The organism is Microbispora sp. NPDC046933, from assembly GCF_040644635.1.
Lineage (GTDB): Bacteria > Actinomycetota > Actinomycetes > Streptosporangiales > Streptosporangiaceae > Microbispora.
Map to the genome: position 1 here is coordinate 191599 of NZ_JBEYWW010000009.1, position 25897 is coordinate 217495.

Annotated in this window: 24 protein-coding genes; 15 read left to right on the forward strand and 9 right to left on the reverse strand. The window is 72.4% G+C overall.

Features of this window, described 5'->3' with window-relative positions; genetic code table 11:
• Positions 1-180: 180 nt before the first annotated feature.
• The 3 genes from ABZ857_RS14850 (at position 181) to mgrA (ending at position 2595) form a co-directional block, all read left to right on the forward strand.
• Positions 181-825: a hypothetical protein gene (locus ABZ857_RS14850; protein WP_357043013.1), complete on the forward strand. Its 645-nt coding sequence runs from the start codon at positions 181-183 to the stop codon at positions 823-825.
• Between the two features lie 29 nt (positions 826-854).
• On the forward strand, positions 855-1481 hold the full coding sequence (locus ABZ857_RS14855) for an alpha-ketoglutarate-dependent dioxygenase AlkB (RefSeq protein ID WP_357043015.1): 627 nt from the start codon (positions 855-857) through the stop codon (positions 1479-1481).
• Positions 1482-1599: 118 nt separating this feature from the next.
• Positions 1600-2595, forward strand: a complete 996-nt coding sequence (gene mgrA, locus ABZ857_RS14860) for an L-glyceraldehyde 3-phosphate reductase (RefSeq protein WP_357043017.1) — start codon at positions 1600-1602, stop codon at positions 2593-2595.
• A 270-nt stretch (positions 2596-2865) separates the two neighbouring features.
• On the opposite strand, the gene ABZ857_RS14865 is transcribed toward mgrA, so the two are convergent.
• Entirely contained in the window at positions 2866-3723 is an 858-nt protein-coding gene (locus ABZ857_RS14865; RefSeq protein WP_357043019.1) for an NAD(+)/NADH kinase, read from the reverse strand.
• Between the two features lie 228 nt (positions 3724-3951).
• Here ABZ857_RS14865 and ABZ857_RS14870 point away from each other — a divergent pair, with 228 nt between their 5' ends.
• On the forward strand, positions 3952-4191 hold the full coding sequence (locus tag ABZ857_RS14870; protein ID WP_357043021.1) for a transposase: 240 nt from the start codon (positions 3952-3954) through the stop codon (positions 4189-4191).
• A gap of 71 nt (positions 4192-4262) precedes the next feature.
• Here the strand turns inward: ABZ857_RS14870 and ABZ857_RS14875 are convergent, their stop codons facing one another.
• Both ABZ857_RS14875 and ABZ857_RS14880 read right to left on the reverse strand, forming a co-directional pair.
• Positions 4263-5711, reverse strand: a complete 1449-nt coding sequence (locus ABZ857_RS14875; RefSeq protein WP_357043023.1) for an ATP-binding protein — start codon at positions 5709-5711, stop codon at positions 4263-4265.
• A complete protein-coding gene (locus ABZ857_RS14880; protein ID WP_357043025.1) occupies positions 5708-7366 on the reverse strand; it encodes an FAD-dependent oxidoreductase in 1659 nt (552 codons plus the stop codon). The genes ABZ857_RS14875 and ABZ857_RS14880 overlap by 4 nt, the downstream gene beginning before the upstream one ends.
• A 130-nt stretch (positions 7367-7496) precedes the next feature.
• Here ABZ857_RS14880 and ABZ857_RS14885 point away from each other — a divergent pair, with 130 nt between their 5' ends.
• A complete protein-coding gene (locus ABZ857_RS14885) occupies positions 7497-8195 on the forward strand; it encodes a CBS domain-containing protein (RefSeq protein ID WP_357043027.1) in 699 nt (232 codons plus the stop codon).
• Complete coding sequence (locus ABZ857_RS14890) at positions 8192-8671, forward strand: CBS domain-containing protein (RefSeq protein ID WP_357043028.1); 480 nt, start codon at positions 8192-8194, stop codon at positions 8669-8671. Before ABZ857_RS14885 ends, ABZ857_RS14890 begins: the two co-directional genes overlap by 4 nt.
• On the opposite strand, the gene ABZ857_RS14895 is transcribed toward ABZ857_RS14890, so the two are convergent.
• Positions 8658-9662 (reverse strand): zinc-binding alcohol dehydrogenase family protein, encoded by a 1005-nt coding sequence (locus tag ABZ857_RS14895; RefSeq protein WP_357043030.1) that lies wholly within the window; start codon positions 9660-9662, stop codon positions 8658-8660. The two genes, ABZ857_RS14890 and ABZ857_RS14895, sit on opposite strands and share 14 nt — an antisense overlap.
• Positions 9662-10111 carry a pyridoxamine 5'-phosphate oxidase family protein gene (locus ABZ857_RS14900; RefSeq protein WP_357043032.1) on the reverse strand — a complete coding sequence of 150 codons (450 nt, stop codon included), beginning with the start codon at positions 10109-10111 and terminating at the stop codon, positions 9662-9664. Before ABZ857_RS14900 ends, ABZ857_RS14895 begins: the two co-directional genes overlap by 1 nt.
• A gap of 150 nt (positions 10112-10261) precedes the next feature.
• On the opposite strand from ABZ857_RS14900, the gene ABZ857_RS14905 reads away from it, so the two are divergent.
• Both ABZ857_RS14905 and ABZ857_RS14910 read left to right on the forward strand, forming a co-directional pair.
• Entirely contained in the window at positions 10262-10669 is a 408-nt protein-coding gene (locus ABZ857_RS14905) for a VOC family protein (protein WP_357043034.1), read from the forward strand.
• A 379-nt stretch (positions 10670-11048) separates the two neighbouring features.
• A complete protein-coding gene (locus ABZ857_RS14910) occupies positions 11049-12374 on the forward strand; it encodes a lanthionine synthetase LanC family protein (RefSeq protein ID WP_357043036.1) in 1326 nt (441 codons plus the stop codon).
• 45 nt (positions 12375-12419) lie between these two features.
• Here ABZ857_RS14910 and ABZ857_RS14915 read toward each other — a convergent pair whose 3' ends face one another.
• Positions 12420-14291, reverse strand: coding sequence for a LamG-like jellyroll fold domain-containing protein (locus ABZ857_RS14915; protein WP_357043038.1), 1872 nt, complete (start codon positions 14289-14291; stop codon positions 12420-12422).
• Between the two features lie 881 nt (positions 14292-15172).
• On the opposite strand from ABZ857_RS14915, the gene ABZ857_RS14920 reads away from it, so the two are divergent.
• On the forward strand, positions 15173-16141 hold the full coding sequence (locus tag ABZ857_RS14920) for a hypothetical protein (protein ID WP_357043150.1): 969 nt from the start codon (positions 15173-15175) through the stop codon (positions 16139-16141).
• 40 nt (positions 16142-16181) lie between these two features.
• Here the strand turns inward: ABZ857_RS14920 and secA2 are convergent, their stop codons facing one another.
• The gene (secA2, locus tag ABZ857_RS14925; RefSeq protein WP_357043040.1) at positions 16182-18449 is read right to left on the reverse strand and encodes an accessory Sec system translocase SecA2; all 2268 of its coding nucleotides are present in this window, start codon (positions 18447-18449) and stop codon (positions 16182-16184) included.
• A 128-nt stretch (positions 18450-18577) separates the two neighbouring features.
• Between secA2 and ABZ857_RS14930 the strand changes: the two genes are divergently transcribed.
• From ABZ857_RS14930 to ABZ857_RS14940, 3 genes are all read left to right on the forward strand, one after another.
• Positions 18578-18934: a VOC family protein gene (locus tag ABZ857_RS14930; protein WP_357043042.1), complete on the forward strand. Its 357-nt coding sequence runs from the start codon at positions 18578-18580 to the stop codon at positions 18932-18934.
• A gap of 178 nt (positions 18935-19112) precedes the next feature.
• Positions 19113-20051: a hypothetical protein gene (locus ABZ857_RS14935; RefSeq protein WP_357043044.1), complete on the forward strand. Its 939-nt coding sequence runs from the start codon at positions 19113-19115 to the stop codon at positions 20049-20051.
• A 169-nt stretch (positions 20052-20220) separates the two neighbouring features.
• A complete protein-coding gene (locus ABZ857_RS14940; protein WP_357043046.1) occupies positions 20221-21108 on the forward strand; it encodes a DMT family transporter in 888 nt (295 codons plus the stop codon).
• Positions 21109-21129: 21 nt separating this feature from the next.
• Here the strand turns inward: ABZ857_RS14940 and ABZ857_RS14945 are convergent, their stop codons facing one another.
• Positions 21130-22266, reverse strand: coding sequence for an FAD-dependent oxidoreductase (locus ABZ857_RS14945; RefSeq protein ID WP_357043048.1), 1137 nt, complete (start codon positions 22264-22266; stop codon positions 21130-21132).
• A 68-nt stretch (positions 22267-22334) separates the two neighbouring features.
• On the opposite strand from ABZ857_RS14945, the gene ABZ857_RS14950 reads away from it, so the two are divergent.
• Positions 22335-22919 (forward strand): TetR/AcrR family transcriptional regulator, encoded by a 585-nt coding sequence (locus ABZ857_RS14950; protein WP_357043050.1) that lies wholly within the window; start codon positions 22335-22337, stop codon positions 22917-22919.
• A 107-nt stretch (positions 22920-23026) separates the two neighbouring features.
• On the opposite strand, the gene ABZ857_RS14955 is transcribed toward ABZ857_RS14950, so the two are convergent.
• On the reverse strand, positions 23027-23605 hold the full coding sequence (locus ABZ857_RS14955) for a GNAT family protein (RefSeq protein ID WP_357043052.1): 579 nt from the start codon (positions 23603-23605) through the stop codon (positions 23027-23029).
• Positions 23606-23724: 119 nt separating this feature from the next.
• On the opposite strand from ABZ857_RS14955, the gene ABZ857_RS14960 reads away from it, so the two are divergent.
• Both ABZ857_RS14960 and ABZ857_RS14965 read left to right on the forward strand, forming a co-directional pair.
• Positions 23725-24675, forward strand: coding sequence for a phosphotransferase family protein (locus ABZ857_RS14960; protein ID WP_357043054.1), 951 nt, complete (start codon positions 23725-23727; stop codon positions 24673-24675).
• Positions 24676-25896: an acyl-CoA dehydrogenase family protein gene (locus ABZ857_RS14965; protein WP_357043056.1), complete on the forward strand. Its 1221-nt coding sequence runs from the start codon at positions 24676-24678 to the stop codon at positions 25894-25896.
• Position 25897: the final 1 nt, after the last annotated feature.

Consider the following 25897-nt stretch of genomic DNA (forward strand, 5'->3'; position numbering starts at 1 on the left):
GCGCCCCCCCCCCGCCGGCCCCCGCCCCGGGCCGCCCCCGCCCGGGCGGCGCGCCCGGCGCATCCCTCCCCTGTCAGAGCAGAAGACTGTGTTGACATCGTCGTTCCGTGAGGAGAGCATTGCTCTCGAAGCGGAGCGACGACCTGGCTCCGTTCGTCGTGTCCGACGATGGGAGTCGCCATGACCGCCGTCCTGTCCACCCGTGCCCGGCTGACCGGCCTGTCCTTTCTCGGGGCCGGGATCCTGTTCCTCCTCTATCCCGTGGTCCGGCCGTACTCCGACGAGACCTCGCTGTCCGGGGCCGCCGCGATGGCGTCACCGGCCTGGGTGGCGGCGCACCTGTTCGCGGTGGCCGGGTTCGTCCTGTTCGGGCTGGGGGTGCTCGGGCTCTACCTGGTGCTGGACCGGCCGCTCGCCCTGCGCGCCGCGGTGGTCACGTGGGTCGGCGCCGGGCTGACCCTGCCGTACTACGGCGCGGAGGTCTTCGGGCTGAACGTCATCGCCGCGAGGGCGGTGCGGGACGGCGACGCCTCACTGCTGGCGCTGGCCGACGAGTTCCGGTACGGCCCGGCGGCGGGCGCGATGTTCCTGGTCGGGCTCGCGCTGCTCGGGGCCGGCGCGGTGCTGGCCGCGATCGCCGCCGCGCGGTCGGGAGTGCTGCCTCGGTGGAGCGCCGCCCCGCTGGCCGCGGGGTTCGCGTTGTTCATCCCGCAGTTCTTCGGCACCCCCGCGGTCCGCGTCGCCCACGGCGCGCTGATCGCGCTCGGCGGCGTCTGGCTCGCCGTCGCCCTGTGGTCGTCGAGCCGGCGGTCGATCCGAGCATGATCGAATAACTGTTCTAATATGATGGCAGTATGACCGCTTTTCAGGCCTCACTGCTCGACTGGGGCGAGGATGTGCGCATCGGACCGCTCGGCTCGTCTGTTCGGCGCACTCACCTGGAGCGCGGCGCCTGGATCGACGTCCGGCCGCACTGGATCGAGGGGGCCGACGCGCTCTTCGAACGCCTGCTTGAGGCGGTGCCGTGGCACGCCGAGCGCAGGCACATGTACGACCGGGTCGTGGACGTGCCCCGCCTGCTGAAGTTCTACGACGAGGGCGAGGAGCTTCCCGACCCGGTGCTGGCCGAGGCGAGGGACGCGCTCAACGCCCACTACGAGGAGGAGCTCGGCGAGCCGTTCCGTACGGCGGGGATGTGCCTGTACCGCGACGGCAGGGACAGCGTCGCCTGGCACGGCGACACGATCGGGCGGGGGAGCACGCAGGACACGATGGTCGCGATCGTGTCGGTCGGCACCCCGCGCCCGCTGCTGCTGCGCCCCCGCGGCGGGGGCCCGGCGCTGCGGCACGACCTGGGCCACGGCGACCTGATCGTCATGGGCGGGAGTTGCCAGCGCACGTGGGAGCACGCGATCCCGAAGTCGGCCAAGGTGATCGGCGCCCGGATCAGCGTCCAGTTCCGCCCGAGAGGCGTGCGGTGAGCAGTTGAGCGCCCCGGGCCGAGGGCGGCGGGCGGGCCGTTGACATGTGCGGTTTCCTGGTAGTCGTTGAGTAAGGCCGCGGCAAAGGACCGGCCCAGTCGCGCGAGAAAGGCCACGGATGATCCCGCACCCCTACGTCCCCGCCCCCGCCCGATACGACGACATGCGGTACCGGCGCAGCGGAAGGAGCGGCGTGCTGCTTCCCGAGATCTCCCTCGGGCTGTGGCACAACTTCGGCGACGGCCACCCGTTCGACGTGCAGCGCGCCGTCCTGCGCCGGGCCTTCGACCTGGGCATCACCCACTTCGACCTCGCCAACAACTACGGCCCGCCGTACGGCTCGGCGGAGGAGAACTTCGGCCGCCACCTGCGCGCGGACTTCCTGCCCTACCGCGACGAGCTGTTCATCTCGACCAAGGCGGGCTACGACATGTGGCCCGGGCCGTACGGCGAGTGGGGATCGCGCAAGTATCTGCTGGCCAGCCTCGACCGGTCGCTGAGCCGGATGGGCCTCGACTACGTCGACGTCTTCTACTCCCACCGGCCCGACCCGGACACCCCGATCGAGGAGACGATGGGCGCCCTCGACACGGCGGTGCGCTCCGGCAAGGCGCTCTACGCGGGCATCTCGAACTACTCCGCCGAGCAGACCGAGCGGGCCGCCGCCGTGCTGCGCGAGCTGGGCACCCCGCTCCTGATCCACCAGCCGCGCTACTCGATGCTCGACCGCTGGGTGGAGGACGGCCTGCTGGACACGCTGGAGCGCGCCGGGGCGGGGTGCATCGCGTACTCGCCGCTGGCGCAGGGACTGCTCACCGGGCGCTACCTCGACGGCGAGGTGCCGGCCGGCTCGCGGATGGCGATCGGCCACTTCCTGAAGCGCGACCGGCTCACTCCCGAGCTGCTGGAGACCCTGCGCGGCCTGGGCAAGATCGCCCAGGAGCGCGGCCAGTCGCTCGCGCAGCTCGCGCTGGCGTGGATCCTGCGCGACCGGCGGGTCACGTCCGTGCTGGTCGGGGCGAGCTCGGTCGAGCAGCTCGAACAGAACGTCGCCGCCCTGGCCGCGCCGCCGCTCACCGCCGAGGAGCTGTCCGAGATCGAGAGCCTGCTGTAGGCCATGCGGACGCGATTCCGGGGCCGGCACGCGTGTGCCGCCCCGGCCGCCCGCGTCAGGAGAACGCGTCGACGCCGGTGAGCTCGCACGACAGGTCCCAGAGCCGGGACGCCTCCTCGGGGTCGATCGCCCACGGCTTGACCCCTCCGGTGTCCATGTCGCCGAGACGACAAGGTGGTGACCTATCGCAGGCACCTGCGTGAGGGGACCGCGGCAGGACTCTGGTCGCCGGCGCCGCCCCGATGATCCGGCGGCGTGAGCGGTGGCCGGTCAGTCGACCTCGGCGCTGCCGTTCACGCGGAGCTTGCGGCGGGCCCGCTCGTAGAAGGTCGTCGTCCCGAGCCGCACCACGCGGGCGGCGGCGCGCAGCGCGGTCACCGTGAGCCGGTCGCCGGGGCACAGATGGCCGCCGATGGTGCCGTCGACCTCCAGCGCGAGCTGCCCACTGCTCGGGAGCACGTCGAGCGTCACCTCCTCGTCCGCCGACAGGACCAGCGCCCGGTTGAACGCGGAGTGGGCGGCGGCCGGGACGACGAGAAAGCCCTCGACGGTGGGGGAGACGATCGGGCCCCCCGCCGAGAAGCTGTACGCGGTGGACCCGGTGGAGGTGGAGACGATCACGGCGTCGGCGGCGTACCGGACGAACGGCTCGCCGTAGACCGAGACGGAGACGGCCGCGAGCCCGTCGCCGGGGATGCGGACGAGGGCGATGTCGTTGAACGCGGTCACCATCCGGCCGTCGTGGCTGGTCGCCCGGACCGCCATGCGCGGCTCGACCGTGTATCTGTGCTCGTCGATGGCGGACAGCGCGGGCGCCAGCTCGTCCACGTCGATCTCGGCGAGGAAGCCGAGCCGCCCCAGGTTGACGCCGAGGACGGGGGTCGGCCGCCCGGCGATCAGGCGCATCGTGCGCAGCATCGTGCCGTCGCCGCCGAGGCTGACGAGCAGGTCGGACCGCCTGACCAGGGTCGGGGCGTCCACCGCGATCGCGCTGCAGTCGATGCGCCCGACCTCGTCGGGCAGCCCGAGCACCGTGCAGTCCCGCTTGCGCGCCCACTCGACGATCGTGTCGATCGCCTCCTTGGAGTCGCGTTGCGGGTGCAGGACGAGACCCACGGTGCTGACCATGCCCATCAGAACCTCGGCAGGGGACCGTCGCCTTCCGGCGACGGGGGAATGCCGTCCCTGACTGGTTTTCTCTCCGGGCTCATCGCGGGTTCCTTTCCCTGGTGGATGAGATGGGCGGTGCTTTCATGGTGTCGTATGACTCGTCAGGTGCGCGCCCCCGGGCGTATGACCTCGGATAGCACGTGGTGTGGTGTCCGAAACCGGAGCATCCTGGACGCGGGTTGGGGGGTGTTCCTGCGTGTGCTCGCGCACAAGGCTGAAAGCGCCGGTCGCGAGCTGATCGCGGTGAACCCTGCCAACACCTCCCGCACCTGCGCCCGCTGCGGGCACTGCGCGAAGGACAACCGCCTCACCCAAGCCCGGTTCCGATGCCAGACGTGTGGCCACGAGGCGCACGCCGACGTGAACGCGGCCACCGACATTCTCAGGGCAGGGCTTGCCCTTCGCGACGCTGCGGAAGCGGCCTAGCGAGAAGCCGCTCCCCTCAGGGAGCGGAGGAGTCACGTCCACACTGTACGGCCGGGCCCGTACGGGCGCCTTTATCGAACGGTCTCCCGGGACGCCTGGTCCAGCGGCAGGTAGACCCGGAACCGGGTGTCGCCGGGGCGCGACTCCACCCTGATGTCTCCGTGGTGCTTGTTGACCACGATCCGGTAGGAGATGTCCAGGCCCAGGCCGGTGCCCTCGCCGACGGGCTTGGTGGTGAAGAACGGCTCGAAGATGCGGGGCCGGACCTCGGGCGGGATGCCGGGCCCGGTGTCGCCGACCTCGACGATCAGGTGACCGTCCTTGCGCCGGGTGCGGAGGGTCAGCGTGCCCGTGCCGTCCATCGCGCCGAGCGCGTTGTCGATGAGGTTGGTCCACACCTGGTTCAGCTCCGCCGCGTACGCCGGGATGAGCGGCAGCGTCCGGTCGTACTCCTTGACCGTGCGGACGCCCTCGGGGATCTTGCCGTGCAGCATGGTCAGCGTGGCGTCGAGCAGGTCGTGCACGTCGACCGTCTGGTGCGGGGCGCGGTCGAGCTGGGAGTACTGCTTGGCGGCGGCGACCAGGCCGGAGATCCGGTTGACCGCGTCGTCGATCTCGCACATCAGCAGTTCGGTGTCCACGGTGTAGGTGAGCCACCGGACCGCGGCCTCCAGGTTCTCCTCACCCACCGCCCCGGCGATCTGGTCGAGCCAGGCCGCGTCGAGGCCGCCGGCCACCAGCGTCGCCGCCAGGTCCCAGCCGCCGACGATGTCGTGGTCGTCCAGCCAGTCGGCGACCGCGTCCTCGGCGTCGGAGCGCGCCAGCGGCGTGAGGTCGGGGGCGGAGGCGGACCGCTTGACCGCGTCCTCCTGGAGCTCCACCAGGTCGTGCAGCTGGCTGCCGTCCAGCCGCCCGTCGGCGATCATGGCGAGCTTGTGCCGCATGCCCGCCACCCGCTCGCGCAGCGCCGACGTCGCCCGCACGGCGGCGGCCGCCGGGTTGTTCAGCTCGTGCGTCAGTCCGGCCGACAGCGAGCCGAGCGCGAGCAGCCGCTCCCGTTCGCCGACGATCGTCTGGGTGGCGCGCATGCCGAGGAACAGCCCCTCCAGCAGGTGCATCGCCATCGGGAACCACTCGCGCACGCACGCCCCGATCACCTCGGCCGGCAGCACGAAGAACTCGGCGTCGGTGAGCGCGGTCAGCGTGTTCAGGTAGAGCTGGGAGAATTCACCGGTGATGTACGCCTGCGTGGCGCCGCCGTACACGCCGCGCTGGCCGGTGCGGCTCACCTCGACCTCGTCGCCCTGCACCCGCCTGCTCATCGCGACCGTGCCGCTCAGCAGCACGAAGAAGCAGGTCGCCGGCTCGCCCTCCCGGTAGACGTGGGTCCCGGCGAGCCGCCGCTCCACCCGGCCCGCCTCCGACAACCGGGCGAGCTGCGCGTCGTCCAGCGCCTCGAACAGGAACAGCGTGCGCAGCTCGTCCGGTGTCAGCGTCGGCTCGCTCGGATGGTCGCTCATCGTGCCTCCAGGTAACGGTGGACGAGCGAGACCGCCATGGCGCCCTCGCCCACGGCCGAGGCGACGCGCTTGACCGATCCCGCGCGTACGTCGCCGGCCGCGAAGACGCCGGGCATGCTCGACTCCAGGTGATAGGGGTCTCTGGACGGCGTCCACCCGGCCGGGCGGCGGCCGTCCGCGAGCAGGTCGGAACCGGTCAGCACGTAGCCGCCTGCGTCGCGGGCGACCACGTCGCCGAGCCAGTCGGTGCGCGGTTCCGCCCCGATGAAGACGAACAGCCACGACGCCGGCACGGCGGTCGTCAGGCCGGTCCGCCCGTCGCACAGGATCAGGCGCTCCAGGTGGTCGCGGCCCTCGCCGCCGACCACCTGCGTGCGCGGATGAACCTCGATCGACGGAATCGCCTCGATCTGATCGATCAAATAGCGCGACATCGAGCGGGTGAGGTCCTCTCCCCGGATGAGGATGTGCACCTTGCGGGCGTACCGGGAGAAGTAGACCGCCGCCTGCCCGGCCGAGTTCGCCCCGCCGACGATGTAGACCTCTTCTCCGGAGCAGCTCGGGGCCTCGGTGGCGGCGGCGCCGTAGAAGACGCCCCGGCCGGTCAGGTCGGCCAGGCCGGGCGCGTCCAGGAGCCGGTACGACACGCCGGTCGCCAGCACGACCGTGTGCGCCGTCACGGCGGTGCCGTCGCCGAAGTGCAGCAGGGTGGCCGAACCGGTGCGCTCCAGGCCGACGACCTCCCGGGTGGTGAGCAGTTCGGCGTCGAACTTCAGCGCCTGCCTGCGGGCCCGGTCGGTGAGCTGCGCGCCGGAGACCCCGTCGGGGAAGCCCAGGTAGTTCTCGATCCGGCTGCTCTGCCCTGCCTGGCCGCCGGTGGCCCGCTGCTCCACGAGCAGCGTGCGCAGACCCTCGGACGCGCCGTACACGGCGGCGCCGAGGCCCGCCGGGCCCGCGCCGATCACGGCGAGGTCGTAGAGATCCGAGGCCGGCGTGGTGGCCATGCCGACGTGCGCGGCGAGATCGGCCTCCGTGGGCCGCGCCAGGGCCTTGCCGTCCGTGGTGATCACCACGGGCACGTCCGCCTCGCTCATCCCGGCGGCGGCCAGCAGGCGCACGCCCTCGGCCTCGTCGGCCCGCAGCCAGCGGTACGGCACGAGGTTGCGGGCCAGGAAGTCGCGCACCGTGAACGACTGCGCCGACCAGCGATGGCCCACGACCTTGGTCTCCGGCATCGTCACGGCGGGGGTGGCGAGCCAGGCGTCGAGCAGCGCGTCCAGCACCGGGTAGAGCTTCTCCTCCGGCGGGTTCCACGGCTTGAGCAGGTAGTGGTCGAGGTCGACGATGTTGATCGCGTTGATGGCCGCGTCGGTGTCCGCGTACGCGGTCAGCAGCACCCTGCGCGCCAGCGGGAAGACGTCCATGGCCGCCTCGAGGAACTCGATGCCGTTCATCTGGGGCATCCGGTAGTCGGCCAGGATGACGGCGACCTGCTCGCCGCGCAGCTTTATCTCGCGCAGCGCGTCGAGCGCGCTGGGGCCGGACTCGGCCCGGATGACCCGGTATCGGTCGCCGTATCGGCGGCGTACGTCACGAGCCACGGCCCGGGAGACGGAAGGGTCGTCATCGACGGTGAGGATCGCGGCATTCTGCACACCTCACACGGTACTGGCGGATCTTGGCTGAACGGGACCCCCGGGACATAGGTCCCACCCTGCGGGGACGTTCGCCGGTCGCCCCGCCGCCGGTCGTGGCCAAGGCTGGGGGGAGACGAAGGAGGACGCCATGCCGATGACCGTCCGCGACGTCATGAACAGGTTCGTCGTCGCCGTCGAGACGACGGCCTCGTTCAACGACGTGGTCACCGCCATGTGCCGGTTCCATGTCGGGGCGGTCCCCGTCGTCGACGGCGACCGGCGCGTGATCGGCATGGTGAGCGACGACGACCTGCTGCTCAAGGACCTGGACAGGCGGCCCGGTGACCTGCTCATCGAGGGGCCGTTCCGCCGCCGGGAGCGCAGGAAGGCGAGCGGCCGCACCGCCGCCGAGCTCATGAGCAGCCCCGCGATCACCGTCACCGAGGACACCCCGCTGCGGCGTGCGGCCTGGCTGATGCACCGCAACAGGATCAAGGAGCTTCCCGTGGTGGACGGGCAGACCGGCCGCATCACCGGGCTGGTCAAACAGTCCGACCTGATCAGAGCGTTCTGCCGGCCCGCGGAGGACCTCCGCGACGACGTCCTGGAGGTGGTGTCGCGCCACTCCCGGCAGTGCGCCGTACGGGTCGAGGACGGGATCGTCCACCTCGACGGCGGCGTGGAGCGGCGGTCCCAGCTCTGCGCCCTGATCGAGGAGGTCTGGCGGGTGGACGGCGTGGTGGACGTGGACTCCTCGATCACCTACGAGACGGACGACATGGACCGGGCGGTCTCCGCGGGCGCGCCCCGGAGGACCGGCCCGGCGGAAGGCGGGAAGGACCGATGAGAGTCGAGACCATGACCGCGTCCGAGGTGATGACCCGGACGCTCGTCACGGTGGAGCCGGAGGAGTCGCCGCTGATGGCCTGGGAGCTGATGTGGCGGGCAGGCGTCCACCACCTCCCGGTCGTGGACGCCTGCTGCCGGCTCGTCGGCGTGATCGGGCGGGAGGACGTCGCCGCGCACTGGTCGGGGGGCCCCGCGGAGCAGTCCCGGACGGCGGTGCGCACGCTCGTGCAGGGGCGGCGCTGCCCCCGGGTCGCCTCGGACGCCCCGCTCTCCGAGGTCGCCGCGCTGATGGCCGACTCCGACTGCGGCGCGGTGCCCGTGCTCGGGCCGGACGAGGTCCTGCGGGGCCTGGTCACCACCACCGACGTGCTGATGGCGCTGGCCGGGAGGACGACGCGCCCGGCCGGCGACCTCGTGGACGTGAAGGGCGGCCTGTTCCACCTGGAGCCGGTGCCGCCCGTCACCTGTCCATGAGCAGGACGGCGGCCCCCTCGACGCGGTCGGCGGCCAGATCGGCCAGGGCCTCGTCGGCGGCGTCGAAGGAGTAGAGCGTGGTCGTGACCCTCGGGTGGTGGCGGGCCGCCAGCCGCAGGAACTCCCGCCCGTCGGCTCGGGTGTTGGCCGTGACGCTACGCAGCGTCCGCTCCTGGAACAGGTGGTGCCGGTAGTTCAGCACCGGGATGTCGGTGAGGTGGATCCCCGCCACCGCGAGCGTGCCGCCCCGGTCGAGCGCGGCCAGCGCGACCGGCACGAGGTCGCCCACCGGGGCGAACAGGATGGCCGCGTCCAGGGGCTCGGGCGGCGGGTCGGCGCTGCCCGCGGCGGAGGCCGCGCCCAGCCGGAGCGCGAGTTCCCTGGCCGCCGCCGACCTCGTCATCACGTGCACGGTCGCGCCCTCGGCGATCGCGATCTGGGCGGTCAGATGGGCCGAGGCGCCGAACCCGTAGATGCCCAGCCGCCCGCCCGGGGGCAGGTCGGCGCGGACCAGTGCGCGATACCCGATGATCCCCGCGCACAGCAGCGGGGCGAGCGTCTCCGCCGGGGTGTCCTCGGGCAGCGGGTAGACGTACGCCGCGGGGGCGGTCAGCAGTTCCGCGTAGCCGCCGTCGGCGTCCCAGCCCGTGTAGGTGGACGCGGGGCACAGGTTCTCCGCGCCGCGCAGGCAGTAGCGGCACCGGCCGCAGGTCGAGCGCAGCCAGGCCACCCCCACGCGGGTGCCGACCGGTGGCCCCGCCGTGTCCGGGCCGAGCCCCGCCACCCGTCCCACCACCTCGTGCCCGGGAACCGTACGGGGGCGTCTCGGGGGGAGGTCGCCCTCGGCGAGGTGCAGGTCGGTGCGGCAGACCGCGCACGCCTCGACGCGGACCAGCAGCTCCCCGGGCCCGGGCACGGGGTCAGGCAGCACGGCCCGCTCCAGCGGCCGCGTCGCGACGGGCCCCGGCCGGGCCACGACCCAGGCGTCCATCAGGCGTGCTGGATGCGCCGGCCGCTGACCTCGTTGGGCGAGATCCGGATGTAGAGCGGGCGGTCGCCGCCCGCCCACGACTCCACGGCGTTCTTGTGCACGTCGCCGGTGATGTGGTGGGCCCCGCCGCGCACGAGCACGCTCCAGCCTTCCCGGGTGCTCTCGTCGATGTGGTCCACCTCGAAGGCCACCATGAAGTCGGCCCCCTCGATCCCCGTGCGCAGGTCGGCGTCCATCGGGCCGCCGAGAGCGGTGCGGAACAAGACGGCGCCCTGCTCGATCGTGTAGTTCACCGGCAGGATCACGGGCCCGGTCGGATTGTTGAAGGCGACCCTGCCCACGCCGCCCGGCGAGATCAGCCGCAGGCACTCCTCGCGATCGAGCCTGTCCAGGCGCGGCATGCCGGCGGGCGCGGTGTCTTCGGCCATCTGGACCTCCACAGTGATCATCAACGGGCTCCGGGACCAGCCTCTCGTCCCCGGCACCCCGGCGGCACCGCCGTCCGTCACTTCCCGAAGGACGAAAGGCCCGAGAGGCCTTGGCCGCCGCTTGCCGTAATCCATCCTTAACCGCATGCCCCGGATGGGCACCACGATCACATGGAAGTGCTGAGCAGCCGCATACTCCTGCGATCGGCCGACCGGGCCGCGAGCCGCCGTTTCTACCGGGACGTCCTGGGCCTGGCCGTCAGCCGGGATTTCGGCCCGGCGGAGGACCCCGGGGTGGTGTTCTTCCTGGGGCAGGGGCTCCTCGAGGTCTCTCCGCGCGGCTCCGGCGCCGAACAGGAGGGCGCGGCGATCTGGTTGCAGGTGCGCGACGTCCAGAGGGAGTACGACCGGCTGGTGGCGGCCGGGGTGCGGGTGTCCCGTCCGCCCCGGCTGGAACCGTGGGGACTGGTGGAGATGTGGATCGAGGATCCCGACGGCCTGCCCATCGTGCTGGTCGAGATCCCGGAGGGCCATCCGCTGCGGCGCGACCACCGTTCCTTCACGCCGCGCCCCGCCTGAACCCGTCGCCGGCCGCCTCAAGCGCTGCGGTCCTGGCCGCGACCTGATCGCCGGGCTCACGGTCGCGGTGGTGGCCCTGCCGCTCGCGCCGGCGTTCGGGGTCGGCTCCGCGCTGGGCGCAAGCTCGCCGTGCAGTCATCGCCGGGGTGGCCGGCCACCTCCGCCGTGACGGGCCTGTCCTCCCGGACACGCCGGCCGCGATCGCCCACGGCAGGACGCTGCTCGGACTCCCGTCCGCGCCGCCGCCGACCCCGGTCCTCGCGGCGCGCCACCCTGACGTTCCCGCGCGGACGGTGTGATCGGCGCGCGACTCCCCGTAGGCTTCCGAGTGGAAGAGTTTAGCCTTAATTTCCTACCAGCTTTGTGGGAGACTGGGGTGATGAGCGCCTGGCCCCGCGAGACACCTGTCACCGCCGCCGTCACGGCCGCGCGCTGGGTGCGGTCGGCGGGGGTCGACGACGACCTGGGACGGCGATGGCGGGCCAACCCCGATCCCCGGGGGCGGTCGGCCGGGGCCGGTGACGTCTCGTCCCTCTACGCCGGCGCGGCCGGCGTCGTGCTGTTCTTTCTCGAACTCGCCGCCGCCACCGGCCACGAGGCCTACCTGGAGGACGCGCTCGCGGGAGCCCGCAGGCTCGCCGTCACCTGGCCGGAGCAGCGCGACCCGACCTTCTACCACGGGCTCGCCGGTCTGGTCTTCGCGATGGCGGAGACGGGGTGGGCGACGGGCGACGAGGAGGTCTTCGAGGCGGCCCGCGCCGCCGCCGACCGTCTCGTCCGCGACGCCCGCCCGTACGGCGACGGCATCGGCTGGACCGGGGATCCGGCGCAGCGCGGCGACGGGGGGATCGTGCTCGCGCTGCTCCACGCGGCGGGCATCCTCGGCGTTCCGGCGTACGAGGAGGTGGCGATCGAGGCGGGGGAGCGCATCGTGGGCCTCGCCGTCCCCGGGCACCGCTTCGGCGGCGACGCCTCCCCCGACCTGCCCGTGGACGCCGTCACCCCGGGGTTCCTGTCCGGGACGGCGGGCACGGCGTTCCTGCTCGCCCGCCTGTACGGCGTGACCCGCGACGAGCGGTTCCTCGCGGCGGCCCGCAGGGGCGCCGACTTCGTCCGGACGGTCAGCGTGGTCACCGACAGATGCGCGCTCGTGCCGCACCACCTTCCGCAGGGGCGCCGGCTCCACTACCTCGGCTTCTGCTCGGGATCCGCCGGGGTGGCCCGGATGTTCCACGAGTTGCACCGGGTCACCGGCGACCCGGGCGATCTCGACTGGGTGGAACGGCTCGCACACGGGATCATGCAGAGCGGCGTGCCGGGGTCCCGGCCCCCGGGGCACTGGGACGTGGCCTGCCTGTGCTGCGGCACAGCCGGGTTGATCGACTGCTTCGTCGGCCTGTACGCGGCCACCGGGCGCCAGCCGTACCTCGACTTCGCGCGCACGCTGGCGACCGACCTGATAGGGCGAGCGACCGCGGGCGACGAGGCCGGCTTCCGCTGGTACCAGGCGTACCGGCGGCTGCGGCCCGGAGAGGTCACGGCCGACACCGGATACATGGTGGGAGCCGCGGGCATCGGGACGGCCCTGCTGCATCTGGACGCCGCGGAGCACAGCGGCATGCCGCGCCGGTTGATCCTCCTGCCGGACAACCCGTTCCCCGCCATCCCGATCCCCGCCGCCGTCCTGCGCGGTGAACAGGCCTGAGGACACCGTGCCGGTGGCCGGGTGAGGCCGGCCACCGGGCGGATCTCAGCCGAACGGCGTCAGGAACTGGCGGGGCGTCAGCGCCCGCGACGTGATGCGCACGTCACCGATCCAGCCGTAGAAGCCCTGGCCGTACTTCTCGGCGAACTGGGTGCCGCCGACGGCGAACGGCTTGCCGAGCGTGGTGATGCCGGTCGACCTCTGGGAGGGGTTGCGGGCGATTCGCGAACCGTCGACGTACACCACCGTGCGCCGTCCGTCGTTCACCACCGCCACGTGCGTCCACCGGCCGACGGGCAGCGCGTGGCTCCACGAGGTGGGGTCGGCGTCGCGGTGCCGGGGATAGACGACGTACTGCAGGAAGCGCTCGGGCGACAGGTTGAGGCTGCAGGTCGGCTCGTCGGGCGACCAGCCGCTCGTCTTGCCCGCGTCGCCGTTGCGCCCCTCCCAGCTCAGGATGCCCATCCAGGCGTGGTCGCCCTCGAACGGGTCGGGCAGCTTGATGAAGACCTCGATCGTGTAGCCCGAATCGAAGGTCATGCTGGTGATCGGGGCGTCGGGGGCCGTCCGCAGCACGGCACCGCGGTCCGGCCCCTTGCCGCCGTCGAAGCGGAGGCTCGCGTGGGCGGGCTGGCCCTCGTGGTGGTCGGCCGCCCACCGCAGGACCTCGGGGGCGCTGTCGTGGAGCAGTTCCACCTTCAGGTCGTTCCCGCCGCCTGTCAGGTCGCGGACGACGGTCCCCGCGGCGACCACGCCGCCGTCCCGCCCGGCCGTCCCCGGCAGGCCCGACTCGTCGAAGCGCCAGTACGCGACGGTGCCCTTGGGCATGACGTCCGAGGCGGGACGTGGTGCGGGCAGCGGGCGGGGGGCGAACCGCTCGAAGCGCCGACCGAAGTCGATGCCGATGCTGAACCGGTCTGCGGGACCGGTGAGCTCCAGGGTTTCCGCCTCAAGGGGAGAACGGTCCTCGGGGCGGCGGGAGAGGAACCAGGGCGAGAACGTCTCGACGTCGATGACCTTCCGGGCCAGGTCGAAGGTGTAGAGCCGGATCATCGCCGCGCCGCCGTAGTAGCGGTCCTGGTAGTTGGTGATGTGGGCGTGCACCTCGTTGCCCGCGTCGTTCTTCAGGACGGTCCGGCCGGGCGGCCAGTAGTGGCCGTTGAGCGTCAGGAAGATCTGGTCGTTGCGGCGGACGAAGCCGTCCCACAGCCGCTGCCCGTATTCCGACAGGTACGCCTGCCCCGAGTCGTCCGCCCACACCATCTCGTGGGTGGTGAGGATCGCGGGGAGCGTGGGGTTGGCGTCGACGACGCCCTGCGCCCACCGCAGCCCGGCGTCGGAGATCCGCCAGTCGAGCGCGAGGATGAGCCAGCGCCGGCCCGCCGCCGTGATCACGTGGTAGCTGTTGTAGCCGTCGGGCGAGGCCCCGCCGAAGGTCGGGGTGCGAGTGAACCGGTGAGGGCCGAAGGCGCGCAGGTAGGCGGTGTCGCCGCGCTGGTCGTCAGTGGACGAACGGACGTCGTGGTTGCCGGCCAGCACGCTGTACGGCAGCTTGCCGTCGATGGCTCGGAAGGTCTCGCCCGCCAGCTCGATCTCGTGGTCGCTGCCGTGCTCGGTCACGTCGCCGAGGTGGGTCATGAACGCGATGTTCCCGGCCCCGCGCTCCTTCGTCAGGTAGCGGAACGTCTCCCGCAGCGGGGTGGGGTCCGAGCTGTCCTCGTCGAACAGGTACTGCGTGTCCGGCAGCACGGCGATGGCGAAACGGGGGCTCTCCTGGTCGAAGGAACCCCCGCCGGGGGCGGCGTGTGCCGGGGCGGCGTCCAGCACGGAGGCCGAGGCTGCGGCGACGGGCGCCGCCAGGGCCACCTGCAGCAGCGCGCGCCGCCCGAGTCCCCCGTGAGAGGGAAGGGTGCTCATTTGTGCTCCAAGGTCATCGTGGTGACGGCCTCACCCTGGTGGTCGCACATGGCCCGCAAGTGGCCCGCACGGGAAGATCGCGCGGCGCGGCGGCCAACCAATCGCCTGTGGCCCTGCCGCCGCACCCGGGAAGGCCGCGGGACCCCAGCCGGGTCCTGGCTGGGAATTTCACCTGCTCCCGGCTCGTATGCCCAGGTCAATGCGGGTAGCGAGCTCGATGCCTTTGACTTGACCGGTCTGGTTCACGACGCTTCGCTCCGGTCTCCTCACGGCCTGACGGAAGGACGGAGCATGCGACGGAGAGGCGCGAACTACAACGGCACCCCGGCCGCCTTTCGGGACCGGCCTGCGGGCTCGCCTGCTGTCGTCCTGATCCCGGTACGTGGCGTGCCCTCCTTCCCTCCGGCCCCCGGGAAGGGGGTGCGTCACATCCGACTTTGCCACTTCATGGGAAGTTCGTCCAGAAAGTAAAACTTTCGTCCGAGATGTCGAGATTTGGGGTGTTCTTGGCTTAGTGTCCGGTTACCCAACCGTGACCAGTCAGGAGATCCCCCATTTCCAGCTACGCGGACCCCCACACCGACGCCCTCCGGGAGCAGACGAGCCCCGTGAAGGGCGAGACGCACCACGCGACCGCCGTGTCCCAGCACCGGCAGGACGCCTCCGCCCGCCCCGCCCCGGCGGGCCCCCACACACCCGCCGACGGCGCCACGCTCGTCGCCGCAGGATGGCTCCTGGACGCGGACGACGCGACGACCCCGCACACGCAGGAGGTCGCTCCGGAGCCCGAGGACGCCGACGCGGCCACCGCGGCCACCGCGGCCACCGCGCCTGCCGCGCCCGCCGTTCCCGAGGTCGGCTGCCCGACCGCCGAAGGCCAGATCGTCCTGCACGCCGGCAAGACGACCGCGTCGTACTTCTGGGACGACGGGTCGGGTGTCAACGGCGACACCGGCGCCCCCGCGTCGGGCAAGCCGATGCAGAAGGGCCTGGCCGCCAGCCCAAGCTGGCCGATGGGCACCAAGGGCTATGTGATCTACAAGGGGAAGAAGGCCGACTTCTTCATCGGCGACCGCGGCCCCGGCGTTCCCTCCAGCAGCGGGGTCATGCTCGACCTCGACGGCAAGACGTTCGCCGAGCTGACCGGCGGCACCTGGAACACCGACTCGCTCACCGTCGAGGACGCGGGCGGGCTCGGCCACATCCCGGTGAAGTACGTGATCACCCAGTGGGGCAAGGGCCTCGGCAAGACGGGCGCGCCCAAGCCGTTCTCGACGGGCGCGTACGGGGTCAGGGACCACCCGGAGCCGCCGCCGCCCTGCCCCACCGCGACCCCCGCTCCCTCGGCCTCTCCCGCCGCGCCGCAGGACTCCGCTCCGACGTCCACGCCCCCCGTGAAGGAGAGCCCGGCCCCCGTGGCCTCCCCGTCCGCGGCGCCCGCCGTACCCACCCTGCCCACCCCGTCCGCCTCGCCGGACACGCCGGACACGCAGGCCGAGGCCGCCGCGGCCGGGATGTCCCCGCTTTCCGGTAGGACAGGGGCGAACGCCGCCGCGAAGACCGCCCCCAAGACCGCGCCGAACACCGCGCCGAAGACCGCGGAGGCCGCGGAGGAGAGCAGCGCGAAAACCGCGACGCAGACCGTGAAGGGGGCGAGGGCCGGCGAGACGACGGCCTCCCCGGCGTTCACCCCCGCGTCGGCCGTGGACGGGCAGCTAGAAGAGGCGGCCGTTCCCGCCTTCTCGGTCGCGATCGTGGTGTGCGCGCTCGTCGCCGTGGGCGCCAAGGCCGTGTTGAACCGTCCCGCCCACGCCACCTCGCACCAGCCGGGCCGCCACCGCAAGCAGTAGGGGCCACGGCCGCCTGCCGGGCGGGCGAGGCCCGCGGCAGCTAGCGTTTGCGGCGCTTGAGCGCTCCGGCCACGCGCTTGAGCACGCGGTCCCACTCCGAGCCGAACGGGTTGTCCTGCACCAGGTAGGTCCAGGTGGCCGTGGGCCGCTTGAGGCCCTGCTCCGCGAGGTCCCGGGTGACGTCGGCCTTCTCGAAGGTCTCCCTGGAGCGCCGCTCGACCTCGTCGAGCATCGCCCGGTAGGCCGGGACGGCCTCGCGGTTGAACTCGTCGAGCGGGTTCAGCCGTCCGAGGGCCCGCAGGTGGATGCCCTCGCGCAGGTCGGCGAGGAAGCCGAGGTGCTCGGTCCAGCAGCGGTCGAGGTGATACAGCACGATCTGCCGGGCGGCCCGCTCGACCGCGTCCGCGCCCGCCGTCTCGCACAGCTCGCGGTAGCGGTCCGGGCAGGCCTGCTCCAGGGCCCGCGCCCCGGTGTCGCCGTGCAGGACGCGGTCGCGCCGCTCCAGCACCTCCGTCCGCTGGCGCTCCTGCAGCCGCGTGTAGCGCCAGGTGTTGCGGTGGATCTCCAGGTTGACGCCCTCCGCCACGCGCTGGGCGTGTGCCACCTGCCCGGCGGCGTTCGCGTCCCGCACGAGGCCGTCGTGGCCGGCCGGGGGCAGCGACTGGTCCGGTGCGTACGCGGTGAGGAGCGTGTCCTCGCCGCTGACGAAGAACACCGAGCCGCCGGGGTCGCCCTGCCGCCCGGCGCGGCCCCGCAGCTGGTCGTCCAGCCTGCTGCTCTCGTGCCTGCCGGTGCCGACGACGTAGAGCCCGCCGAGCGCGGCGACCTCCTGCTCCTCGCCGGGGTCGCCGGCGCCGAGCCGGATGTCGGTGCCGCGCCCGGCCATCTGCGTGGAGACCGTGATCGCGCCGCGCCGGCCGGCCTTCGCGATGATCTGCGCCTCCTCGGCGTCGTTCTTCGCGTTGAGCACGGCCGCGCTCAGCCCCCTGGAGTCCAGCGCCTCGGCCAGGCGCTCGGACTCGGCGACGTCGAGCGTGCCGACGAGGATCGGCTGCCCGGTGGCGTGCCGGGTCTCGATCTCCTCCAGCAGCGCCCGCTCCTTGTCCTCCAGCGTGGCGAAGATCCGGTCGGGCTCGTCCACCCGTACGCACGGCTTGTTGGGCGGGATCACCGCGACCCTGAGGTCGTAGAACTCGCGCAGCTGCTCCGCGACGGCGATCGCGGTGCCGGTCATGCCGCACACGCGCGGGTAGCGGCGGATGAGGCTCTGTACGGTGAGCGAGTCGAGGATCTCGCCCGTCTCCGACGCCGGCAGGTGCTCCTTGGCCTCCACGGCCGCCTGCAGTCCGTCCGGCCAGCGCTGCAGCACGGCGACCCGGCCACGCGAGGTGTTGATCAGGTGGACCCGGCCGTCCCTGACGATGTAGTCGACGTCCCTGGTCAGCAACGCGTGGGCGTGCAGGGCGAGGTTGACCTGGGTCACCACGCCGGGGTGCTCGTAGAGGTCGATCCCGAGGGCCTTCTCGACGGTGTCGGTGCCCTTGGGGGTGAGGAAGACGCTGCGCCCCTCCTCGTCGATCGTGTAGTGGTAGCCGCGCGACAGCCGCCGCACGAGGGCCGCCATCTCGGGCAGCGCCGTGCCGGGGTCGGCCGTGCCGGCCAGCACGAGCGGCACGCGGGCCTCGTCCACCAGGACCGAGTCGGCCTCGTCCACCAGCGCGATCTCGGGGGCGGGCACGACCATTTCGGCCGGGTCGGTGCACAGGCGGTCGCGCAGCACGTCGAACCCCAGCTCGCTGACGGCTCCGTACGTGACGTCGCACGCGTACGCCGCCCGGCGCTCCTCGGGCGTGGAGGTCTCGGCGATCCATCCGGCCGTGAGGCCGAGCGTCTCGTACAGCGGGCCCATCCACTCGGCGTCCCGGCGGGCGAGGTAGTCGTTGACCGAGACCGCGTGGACCCGGGCGCCGCGCAACGCGAAGCCGGCCGCCGTCAGGGCGCCGACGAGCGTCTTTCCCTCACCGGTGGCCATCTGCACGACATGACCCTCCAGCATGGCGAGCACGCCCACGAGCTGCACGTCGTACGGCCGCTGGCCGAGCGCCCGGCGGGCGGCCTCCCGCATCACCGCGCAGAAGTCGGCGGAGCCGACCCAGGCGGGATCGACCTCCGCGGGGCGCAGGTCGGCGCGCCGGGTGACCTCGCTCTCCAGCTCGCCCGCCTCGGCCACGATCCGCTGGAAGGGGGCCAGATCGACGCTTCCTGGTTTGTCCAGGAACCGCCTGATCCATTCGCCTACCCGTGCCACATCCGCTCCAACGACTCGCTTGCCGGACTGGTTCCACATGCCCGGTTCATGGTCCCACTATCGGCGCCGATTTCCGTGGCGCACCTACCTGACACTCCCTGACAGGTATACGCGGAAGGATGGCCGTCATGACAACGATCGCGAAGCTCATCGCCATGACCATCGACTGCGCCGAGCCGAAGAAGCTCGCCGAGTTCTACTCCCAGATCACCGGATTCGAGGTGCAGTACGCCGAGGAGGAGTACGCGGGGATCGGCGACGGCACGACGAGCATCTACTTCCAGCGCGTGCCCGACCGGAAGGCTCCCTCCTGGCCGGGCCCCGACAAGCAGTTCCACCTCGACTTCCGTGTCCCCGACGTGGCCAAGGCCGTGGAGGAGTACGTCGCGCTCGGGGCGACCAAGCCCGAGTTCCAGCCGGGCGACTGGGTGGTGCTCGCCGACCCGGAGGGTCACCTTTTCTGCGTGTGCCCGGAGAGGTCCTGAAGCGGGCCCAGTGCTCCTGAAGTGAGCTGAAGTGAGCACAGTGGTTCTGAAGTGAGCACAGTGTGGCTGACTCTCCTGGCGATGCAAGAAGCATGATTACATCACGTGATCGGATCTAGTCTCTCCGTGATCGATTCCGGCGGGCAGGGGGCCCGCCCGATGCGACGCGGAGGCACTCATGACGACTCGATCAGCGACCCGCCCCGGCCTGGTTCTCCTCGGGGCGGGTCTCGCCTGCGCGGCCGGCCTGCTGCCGGCCGGATTGGGCTTGGCGAGCGCGCAGGCGCAGACCCGGGGGCCCGCGCAGGCGGCCGTCGCCCTGCCCCGGATCGGCGTACTCAAGGTCGGCGGCGACGCCCTGGTCAAGGAGGGCGGCCTGTCGGCGAGCTGGGTGCTGGAGCACGACGGGGTCATCCAGGTCGCGCTCGCGGGCGACCGGATCGGCGTCCTCACGGGGGACGGCAAGGCCTGGGTGAAGGAGGGGGGCCTGTCCACCAACTGGGTGCTGGAGCACGACGGCGGCGTCAAGCGGCTCGCGCTGTCCGGCGACCGGATCGGCGTCATCACCGGGGACGGCAAGGCCTGGGTGAAGGAGGGCGGGCTGTCGGCCAACTGGGTGCTGGAGCACGACGGCGGCGTCAAGCAGCTCGCGCTGTCGGGTGACCGCATCGGGGTGCTGACGGCCGACGGCAGGGCCTGGGTGAAGGAGGGCGGTCTGTCGGCGAACTGGGTGCTGGAGCACGACAGCGTCAAGCAGCTCGCGCTGTCCGGCGACCGGATCGGCGTGGTCCGGGCGGACGGCGTCGCGCTGGTCAAGGAGGGCGGGCTGTCCGCCACCTGGGTGACCGAGAACACGGCCGTGAAGCAGCTCGTCCTGGCCGGCAACCGCATCGGGGTCGTCCGGAGCGGCGGAGCGGCACTGGTGAAGGAGGGGGGCTTGTCCGCCACCTGGGTGACCGAGAACCTGAACGTCCTCGAACTCGCGCTCGCGGGCAAGCGGATCGGCGTGCTCAAGGTCACCGGCGAGGCCCTGGTGAAGGAGGGCGGCCTGTCCGCCACCTGGGTGACGGAGAACACCGGGGTCATCGACATCGCCCTGTCCAGCGGCGCCGACTGAGCCGCACACCGCTCGTTCCCGGGGTCCGCGGCGCTCGCGGATCCCGGGGAGCGGGGGAACGGATCTGGCAGGCTGCCCGGAAAGCCCCACTTGTGTCGCGGGCTCCCGTGCCGCCTGCCGGGTCCCACTAAGCTTGCGTGGTGATTTCTCGACACACCGGCGGGCGCGCATGACCTGGGTGGGAGTGGCCGTCGCCCTCGTCGGCGCCCTCGGGTACGCCCTGGGCGCGGCACTGCAGCAGTTCGAGGCGGTGAGCGAGGGGGCGACGCTCGCCCTCGTCAGAAGGCCCCGCTGGTGGATCGGCGGGATCATCGGTTTCGCCGGGGCGTCCCTGCACGCGGTGGCGCTCAGCGTGGCTCCGCTCGTCGTCGTCCAGCCCGTGAGCGTGGCGACCCTCGTCTTCGCGGTGCCGCTCGCCGCGACGCTGCACGGCAGACGTCCGCGCCGGGCCGAGATCGCCGGGTCGATCGCGGTCGCGGTCGGCCTGCTCGGCCTGATGCTGCTGGTCCCGGCGCACAACGTGACCCCCGTCCTGTCGGACGCGCACGCTGTCGGGCTGATCGGCTGCGTGGCCCTGGTGGTCGCCGTCACGTTCACCGCGGCGCGCTGGGCGAGGGGCCCGGCGAAGGCGCTCCTGATGGCCGTCGGCGCAGGGGCGGTCACCGCGACCGTGTCCACGTTCGTCCGGGTCGTCGGCGGCGGGCTCGAAGGAGACCTCGGCCGCCTGGTCCACTGGTTCACCCTGGCCATCCCGGTGCTGCTGGTCTGCGCCGTGGTGCTGCTGCAGAAGTCGTACGCCGTGGGTTACTTCGGCATCGCCTACGCCGGGGTCCAGGTCGTCGACCCCATCACCTCGGTCACCGCCGGAGCCGTGCTGCTGGGCGAGTCGCTGCCCACCGAAGTGGACAAGGTGATCCCCGCGCTGCTCGCGGCCGGCCTGCTGATCGCCGGGACGATCACGCTCGGCCGCCTCGCCCCCGACCATTCCAAGCCCGCCGCCGTACCGGCCGAGCCGGACAGGCTCGGAGACCCGGTGAGCGCGCCCGAGGCGGCCTGACCTCGTCCCGCGCGCGGCCGGTCAGGGACGCCAGTCGAAGACCTTGTCGAACTGGCGGATCGCGACGTTCGGCCCGAGCCGGCCCGCCGCGCGCATCGCGCCGTCGCGCAGGGCCACGGCCAGCGGATCGCGCCACCGGGTGAGCCGGCCGATCGCCCGCGACCGCCGGACGATCGGCGTCGTCCGCGCCAGCCGTTCCCGGCTGTAGGCCGCCAGTCCGGCGGCGAGATCTCCCTGAGGCGAAACCCGGTCGGCGAGCACGACGGCGTCCTCCATGGCCTGGCAGGCCCCCTGTCCGAGGTTGGGCGTCATGGGATGCGCCGCGTCGCCCAGCAGCGCGACCCGTCCCGTGTGGAAGGCGGGCGGCGGGGCGTCGAGGCAGTGGATGTCGTGGCGGAGCACGGCCGCCGGGTCGGCGGCGTCCAGCAGCGCCGGGATCGGGTCGTGCCAGCGGCCGAACAGCCGGAGCAGTTCGTCCCTCTCGTCCGCCGCGCGCAGCCCCGCCGGGACCGCCGCGGTGGCGTAGCAGTACACCTGGCCGCCCGCGAGCGGCATGACCCCGAAGACCAGCCCGTGCCCCCAGGTTTCCGACGCGCCGGTCACGCCGGGCAGCGGCACGATGGCCCGCCAGCTCGTCACGCCCGCGTAGACCGGTGCGGGATGCCCGGGGAACAGGGCCGAGCGGATCCGGGACCTGATCCCGTCCGCCGCGACGACCAGATCGGCCTGGATCGTCTCCGCCCCCGGCACGGTGACGCGGCCGGTCGCCGGGTCGACCGAGGCGACACGCGTGTTCACCCGCAGGGCGCCTCTCGGCAGGCGGCCGGCGAGGATGCCGACCAGCGCCGACCGGGTGAGCAGCACGATCGGATCGCCATACCGGGCGGTGGCGTCCTCGGCGGTGGTCCGCGACAGCCAGCGGCCGTCCGGCACGCGGATGCCGCTCTGCCCCTGGATCGCGGAGAGCTTCCTGACGTCGTCCCCGGCGCCGATCACGTCGAGCGCCCTGAGCGCGTTGGGCGCGACCGCCAGCCCGGCGCCCACCGGCTCGATCGAGGCCGCCTGCTCCAGGACCGTCACCGACCAGCCCTTCCGTGCCAGGGCGAGGGCCGCCGTCAGCCCGCCGATGCCCGCCCCGACCACCACTGCGTGCGCCATGCCCGCCTCCTCGTCACTACATCTGTAGTGAGCGTACTACAGCTGTAGTCCGCCTCTACGATGAGCGGGTGAGCAGTCAGCGGGAGGCCCTCGTCGCGGACGCGGCCATCGCGATCCTGGCCGAGCGGGGGATGCGTGGCCTGACCCATCGGGCGGTCGACGAGGCCGCGGGGCTGCCGCCGGGCTCCACCTCGAACCACGCGCGGACGCGGGCGGCGCTGCTGGAACTCGCGCTGGCCCGGCTCACCGAGCGTGAGGAGGCCGTGTTCGCCGCCGCGATGCCACTCGATGGGGGGATGCCCGAGAGTGCGGGCGACGTTGCGCGGCTGGCGGAATTCATGGCGAGGACGATGCACGCGGCGATCACCGTGCACCGCGAGACGACGATCGCGCGATACGAGCTGGCGCTGGAGGCGAGCCGGCGCCCCGAGCTGCGCAAGACATACGACGAGATGGGGCGCCGGTTCCGGGAGCAGGCCGTCGCGGCGCTGGCCGCCGCCGGCTCGCCCGACCCGGTGCGGCATGGCCGGCAGATGGTCGCCTACGTCGAGGGGCTGCTGTTCGACGCGGTCGTGGGGGCGGGGGACGTGCCGACCCTCGAAGAGCTCGACGCCGCCTTCCGGGAGCTTCTCCGCATCGCCTCGGGAAGGTAGGTTTCGCCGGTCATGCCGTGGGTGTTCCCCGATGGAGATCGACGAGGAGAAGCTTCGTAGAGGACAACGCGGGGCCAGGTGAAACGGTGATCGCGAGAAACTCCCGTCTAACGGGCGGCCAGCAGACGGGCGCGGTGGGCGGGCCACTCGTCGTCGAGGATCGAGTAGAGGGGGCTGTCGCGCCAGGTGCCGTCCGCGCGGCGGTACTGCCGCCGGAGCACGCCCTCCCGCACGCCGCCGATGCGCTCGATGGCCGCCTGCGACCGCAGGTTGCGGATGTCGGTCTTCAGCACCACGCGGACGAACCCCAGGGCGAAGGCGTGGTCGAGCAGCAGGACCTTGCACTCGGTGTTGACGGCGGTGCGCCAGTAGGCCCTGCCATACCACGTGGAGCCGATCTCCACGCTCTCGTCGAAGCCGCCGACGTCCCAGTAGCCGGTCGAGCCGATCGCCCGGCCCGTCTCCTTGAAGACCACCGCGAACTGGGTGGTGCGCGGGTCGGCGAGCAACTTGTCCACCAGGCGGCGCATGTCCTCCTTGGTCTCCGGCACGGGTTCCGGCCGGTGACGCCAGACCTCCTCGTCCTGCGCCGCGAGGAACAGGTCGGGCACGTGGCCGGGGGCGAGCGGCTCAAGGCGTACGACGTGGCCGTCGAGCACGGCCGGCGAGGGCATCTTCGCGGTCATGTGCCCGACGTTATCGGCGACGTACAGTTCGAGCGGATGGCCACTTGAGGCGGAATGGCGAGGACCACTTCGCCGTGGCCGTGTCGACATACATACCGTCTGGTCGGTACGCTGACGGCGTGAATCCTGACCCGCCCGGCCTCGACCTCACCCGCCTCGCCGAGCACCTCAGCGGTGAGGGCCTGACCCGGGGGCCGCTCACCGCCGAGCTGATCGTGGGCGGCAAGTCCAACCTGACGTACGTCGTCAGGGACGGCGAGAGCACCTACGTCGTGCGGCGGCCGCCGCTCGGGCACGTCCTCGCGACGGCGCACGACATGGGCCGCGAATACCGGGTCATGAGCGCGCTCCAGGACACCGGCGTCCCGGTGCCGCGCACCTACCACCTGTGCCGGGACGCCGAGGTCGTCGGCGCGCCCTTCTACGTGATGGAGCACGTCGAGGGCGGGCAGCCGCCGCTCACCCCCGCCCTCGCCCACGGGCTGGTGGACGTGCTGGCGGCGCTGCACTCGATCACCCCCGAGAGCGTGGGGCTCGGCGACTTCGGCAGGCCCGACGGCTTCCTGGAGCGGCAGGTCGCCCGGTGGAAGCGGCAGCTCGACGCCTCGCGCAGCCGCGAGGTCCCCGGCATCGACGACCTCTACGAGCGGCTCGCCCGCGACGTGCCCGCCTCCGGCAAGCCGGCGATCGTGCACGGCGACTTCAAGCTGGGCAACACCCTCATCGCCGACGGCGAGGTGCGGGCGGTGCTCGACTGGGAGATGTCCACGCTCGGCGACCCGCTCACCGACCTGGCGCTGTTCCTCCTGTACGGCGAGGTCGCCTCGCTCGACCGCGGCGCGGCGGGGGAGGCGCCGCCCGGCTCCGAACTGGCCGCCCACTACGGCGAGGCGTCCGGCCGCGACCTGTCCCGGCTCGGCTGGTACGTCGGTCTCGCCTGCTTCAAGCTCGCGGTGATCGCCGAGGGCATCCATTTCCGTTACACGAAGGGGCTCACGGTGGGGGAGGGCTTCGCCGAGGTCGGCGACCAGGTCGCCCCGATCGTCGCCCGCGGGCTCATGGAGGTCTGAATGGACTTCGCGTTCGACGCGACCACGAACCGCTACCGCGACCGGCTGCTGGAGTTCATGGACGAGTGCGTCTACCCGGCCGAGCAGGCCTTCCACGAACAGGCGGCCGGCAGCGGCTGGAGCCCGCCGCCCATGCTGGAGGACCTCAAGGCCGAGGCCCGCTCGCGCGGCCTGTGGAACCTCTTCCTGCCGCCATCCGACACGCGGGACGAGCACGGGGCCGGGCTGACCAACCTGCAGTACGCGCCGCTCGCCGAGATCATGGGCAGGTCGCCCGCCATCGCGCCGCCCGCCACCAACTGCGCCGCCCCCGACACCGGCAACATGGAGGTGCTGGCGGAGTTCGGCAGCGAGTGGCAGCGCAAGGAATACCTGGAGCCGCTGCTCGCCGGCGAGATCAGGTCGGCCTTCGCGATGACCGAGCCCGAGGTGGCCTCCTCCGACGCGACGAACATCGCGACCTCCATCAGGAGGGACGGCGGGGAGTACGTCATCAACGGCCGCAAGTGGTTCATCACCGGCGCGATGAACCCCAACTGCCGGGTCTTCATCGTGATGGGCAAGACCGACCCCGAGGCGCCCAAGCACCGCCAGCAGAGCATGGTGCTCGTCCCGCGCGACACCCCCGGTCTCACCGTACGGCGCGGCATGACGGTCTTCGGCTACGACGACGCCGACCACGGCGGCCACGCCGAGGTGGTGTTCGAGGACGTACGGGTGCCGGTGGACAACCTGATCGGTGAGGAGGGCGGCGGGTTCGCCATCGCCCAGGCCCGGCTGGGCCCCGGGCGGATTCACCACTGCATGCGGCTCATCGGCATGGCCGAGCGGGCCGTGGAGCTGATGTGCCGGCGGGTGCTGACGCGGGAGGCGTTCGGCAAGCCGCTGGCCCGGCAGGGAGTGATCCAGGACTGGATCGCCGAGTCGCGGGTGCGCATCGAGCAACTGCGCCTGCTGGTGCTGAAGACGGCCTGGCTGATGGACACGGTCGGCAACAAGGGCGCCCACACCGAGATCCAGGCCATCAAGATCGCCGGTCCGGCGACCGTGGAGTGGATTCTGGACAAGGCCATCCAGGCGCACGGCGCCGGCGGGATCAGCCAGGACTTCCCGCTGGCGGCGCTGTGGGCGGGCGCGCGGTCGCTGCGGTTCGCCGACGGCCCCGACGAGGTCCACAAGCGGTCGCTGGCCTACCGCGAGCTCAAGAAATACATGGGGTGAT

Excerpts from the sequence above, each read along its gene's own strand:
- ABZ857_RS14850 (WP_357043013.1), top strand. The coding sequence starts at position 181 with ATGACCGCCGTCCTGTCCACCCGTGCCCGGCTGACCGGCCTGTCCTTT.
- ABZ857_RS14855 (WP_357043015.1), top strand. The coding sequence starts at position 855 with ATGACCGCTTTTCAGGCCTCACTGCTCGACTGGGGCGAGGATGTGCGC.
- mgrA (WP_357043017.1), top strand. The coding sequence starts at position 1,600 with ATGATCCCGCACCCCTACGTCCCCGCCCCCGCCCGATACGACGACATG.
- ABZ857_RS14865 (WP_357043019.1), bottom strand. The coding sequence starts at position 3,723 with ATGGTCAGCACCGTGGGTCTCGTCCTGCACCCGCAACGCGACTCCAAG.
- ABZ857_RS14875 (WP_357043023.1), bottom strand. The coding sequence starts at position 5,711 with ATGAGCGACCATCCGAGCGAGCCGACGCTGACACCGGACGAGCTGCGC.
- ABZ857_RS14885 (WP_357043027.1), top strand. The coding sequence starts at position 7,497 with ATGCCGATGACCGTCCGCGACGTCATGAACAGGTTCGTCGTCGCCGTC.
- ABZ857_RS14890 (WP_357043028.1), top strand. The coding sequence starts at position 8,192 with ATGAGAGTCGAGACCATGACCGCGTCCGAGGTGATGACCCGGACGCTC.
- ABZ857_RS14895 (WP_357043030.1), bottom strand. The coding sequence starts at position 9,662 with ATGGACGCCTGGGTCGTGGCCCGGCCGGGGCCCGTCGCGACGCGGCCG.
- ABZ857_RS14900 (WP_357043032.1), bottom strand. The coding sequence starts at position 10,111 with ATGATCACTGTGGAGGTCCAGATGGCCGAAGACACCGCGCCCGCCGGC.
- ABZ857_RS14905 (WP_357043034.1), top strand. The coding sequence starts at position 10,262 with ATGGAAGTGCTGAGCAGCCGCATACTCCTGCGATCGGCCGACCGGGCC.
- ABZ857_RS14910 (WP_357043036.1), top strand. The coding sequence starts at position 11,049 with ATGAGCGCCTGGCCCCGCGAGACACCTGTCACCGCCGCCGTCACGGCC.
- ABZ857_RS14915 (WP_357043038.1), bottom strand. The coding sequence starts at position 14,291 with ATGAGCACCCTTCCCTCTCACGGGGGACTCGGGCGGCGCGCGCTGCTG.
- ABZ857_RS14930 (WP_357043042.1), top strand. The coding sequence starts at position 18,578 with ATGACAACGATCGCGAAGCTCATCGCCATGACCATCGACTGCGCCGAG.
- ABZ857_RS14935 (WP_357043044.1), top strand. The coding sequence starts at position 19,113 with ATGACGACTCGATCAGCGACCCGCCCCGGCCTGGTTCTCCTCGGGGCG.
- ABZ857_RS14940 (WP_357043046.1), top strand. The coding sequence starts at position 20,221 with ATGACCTGGGTGGGAGTGGCCGTCGCCCTCGTCGGCGCCCTCGGGTAC.
- ABZ857_RS14945 (WP_357043048.1), bottom strand. The coding sequence starts at position 22,266 with ATGGCGCACGCAGTGGTGGTCGGGGCGGGCATCGGCGGGCTGACGGCG.
- ABZ857_RS14955 (WP_357043052.1), bottom strand. The coding sequence starts at position 23,605 with ATGACCGCGAAGATGCCCTCGCCGGCCGTGCTCGACGGCCACGTCGTA.
- ABZ857_RS14965 (WP_357043056.1), top strand. The coding sequence starts at position 24,676 with ATGGACTTCGCGTTCGACGCGACCACGAACCGCTACCGCGACCGGCTG.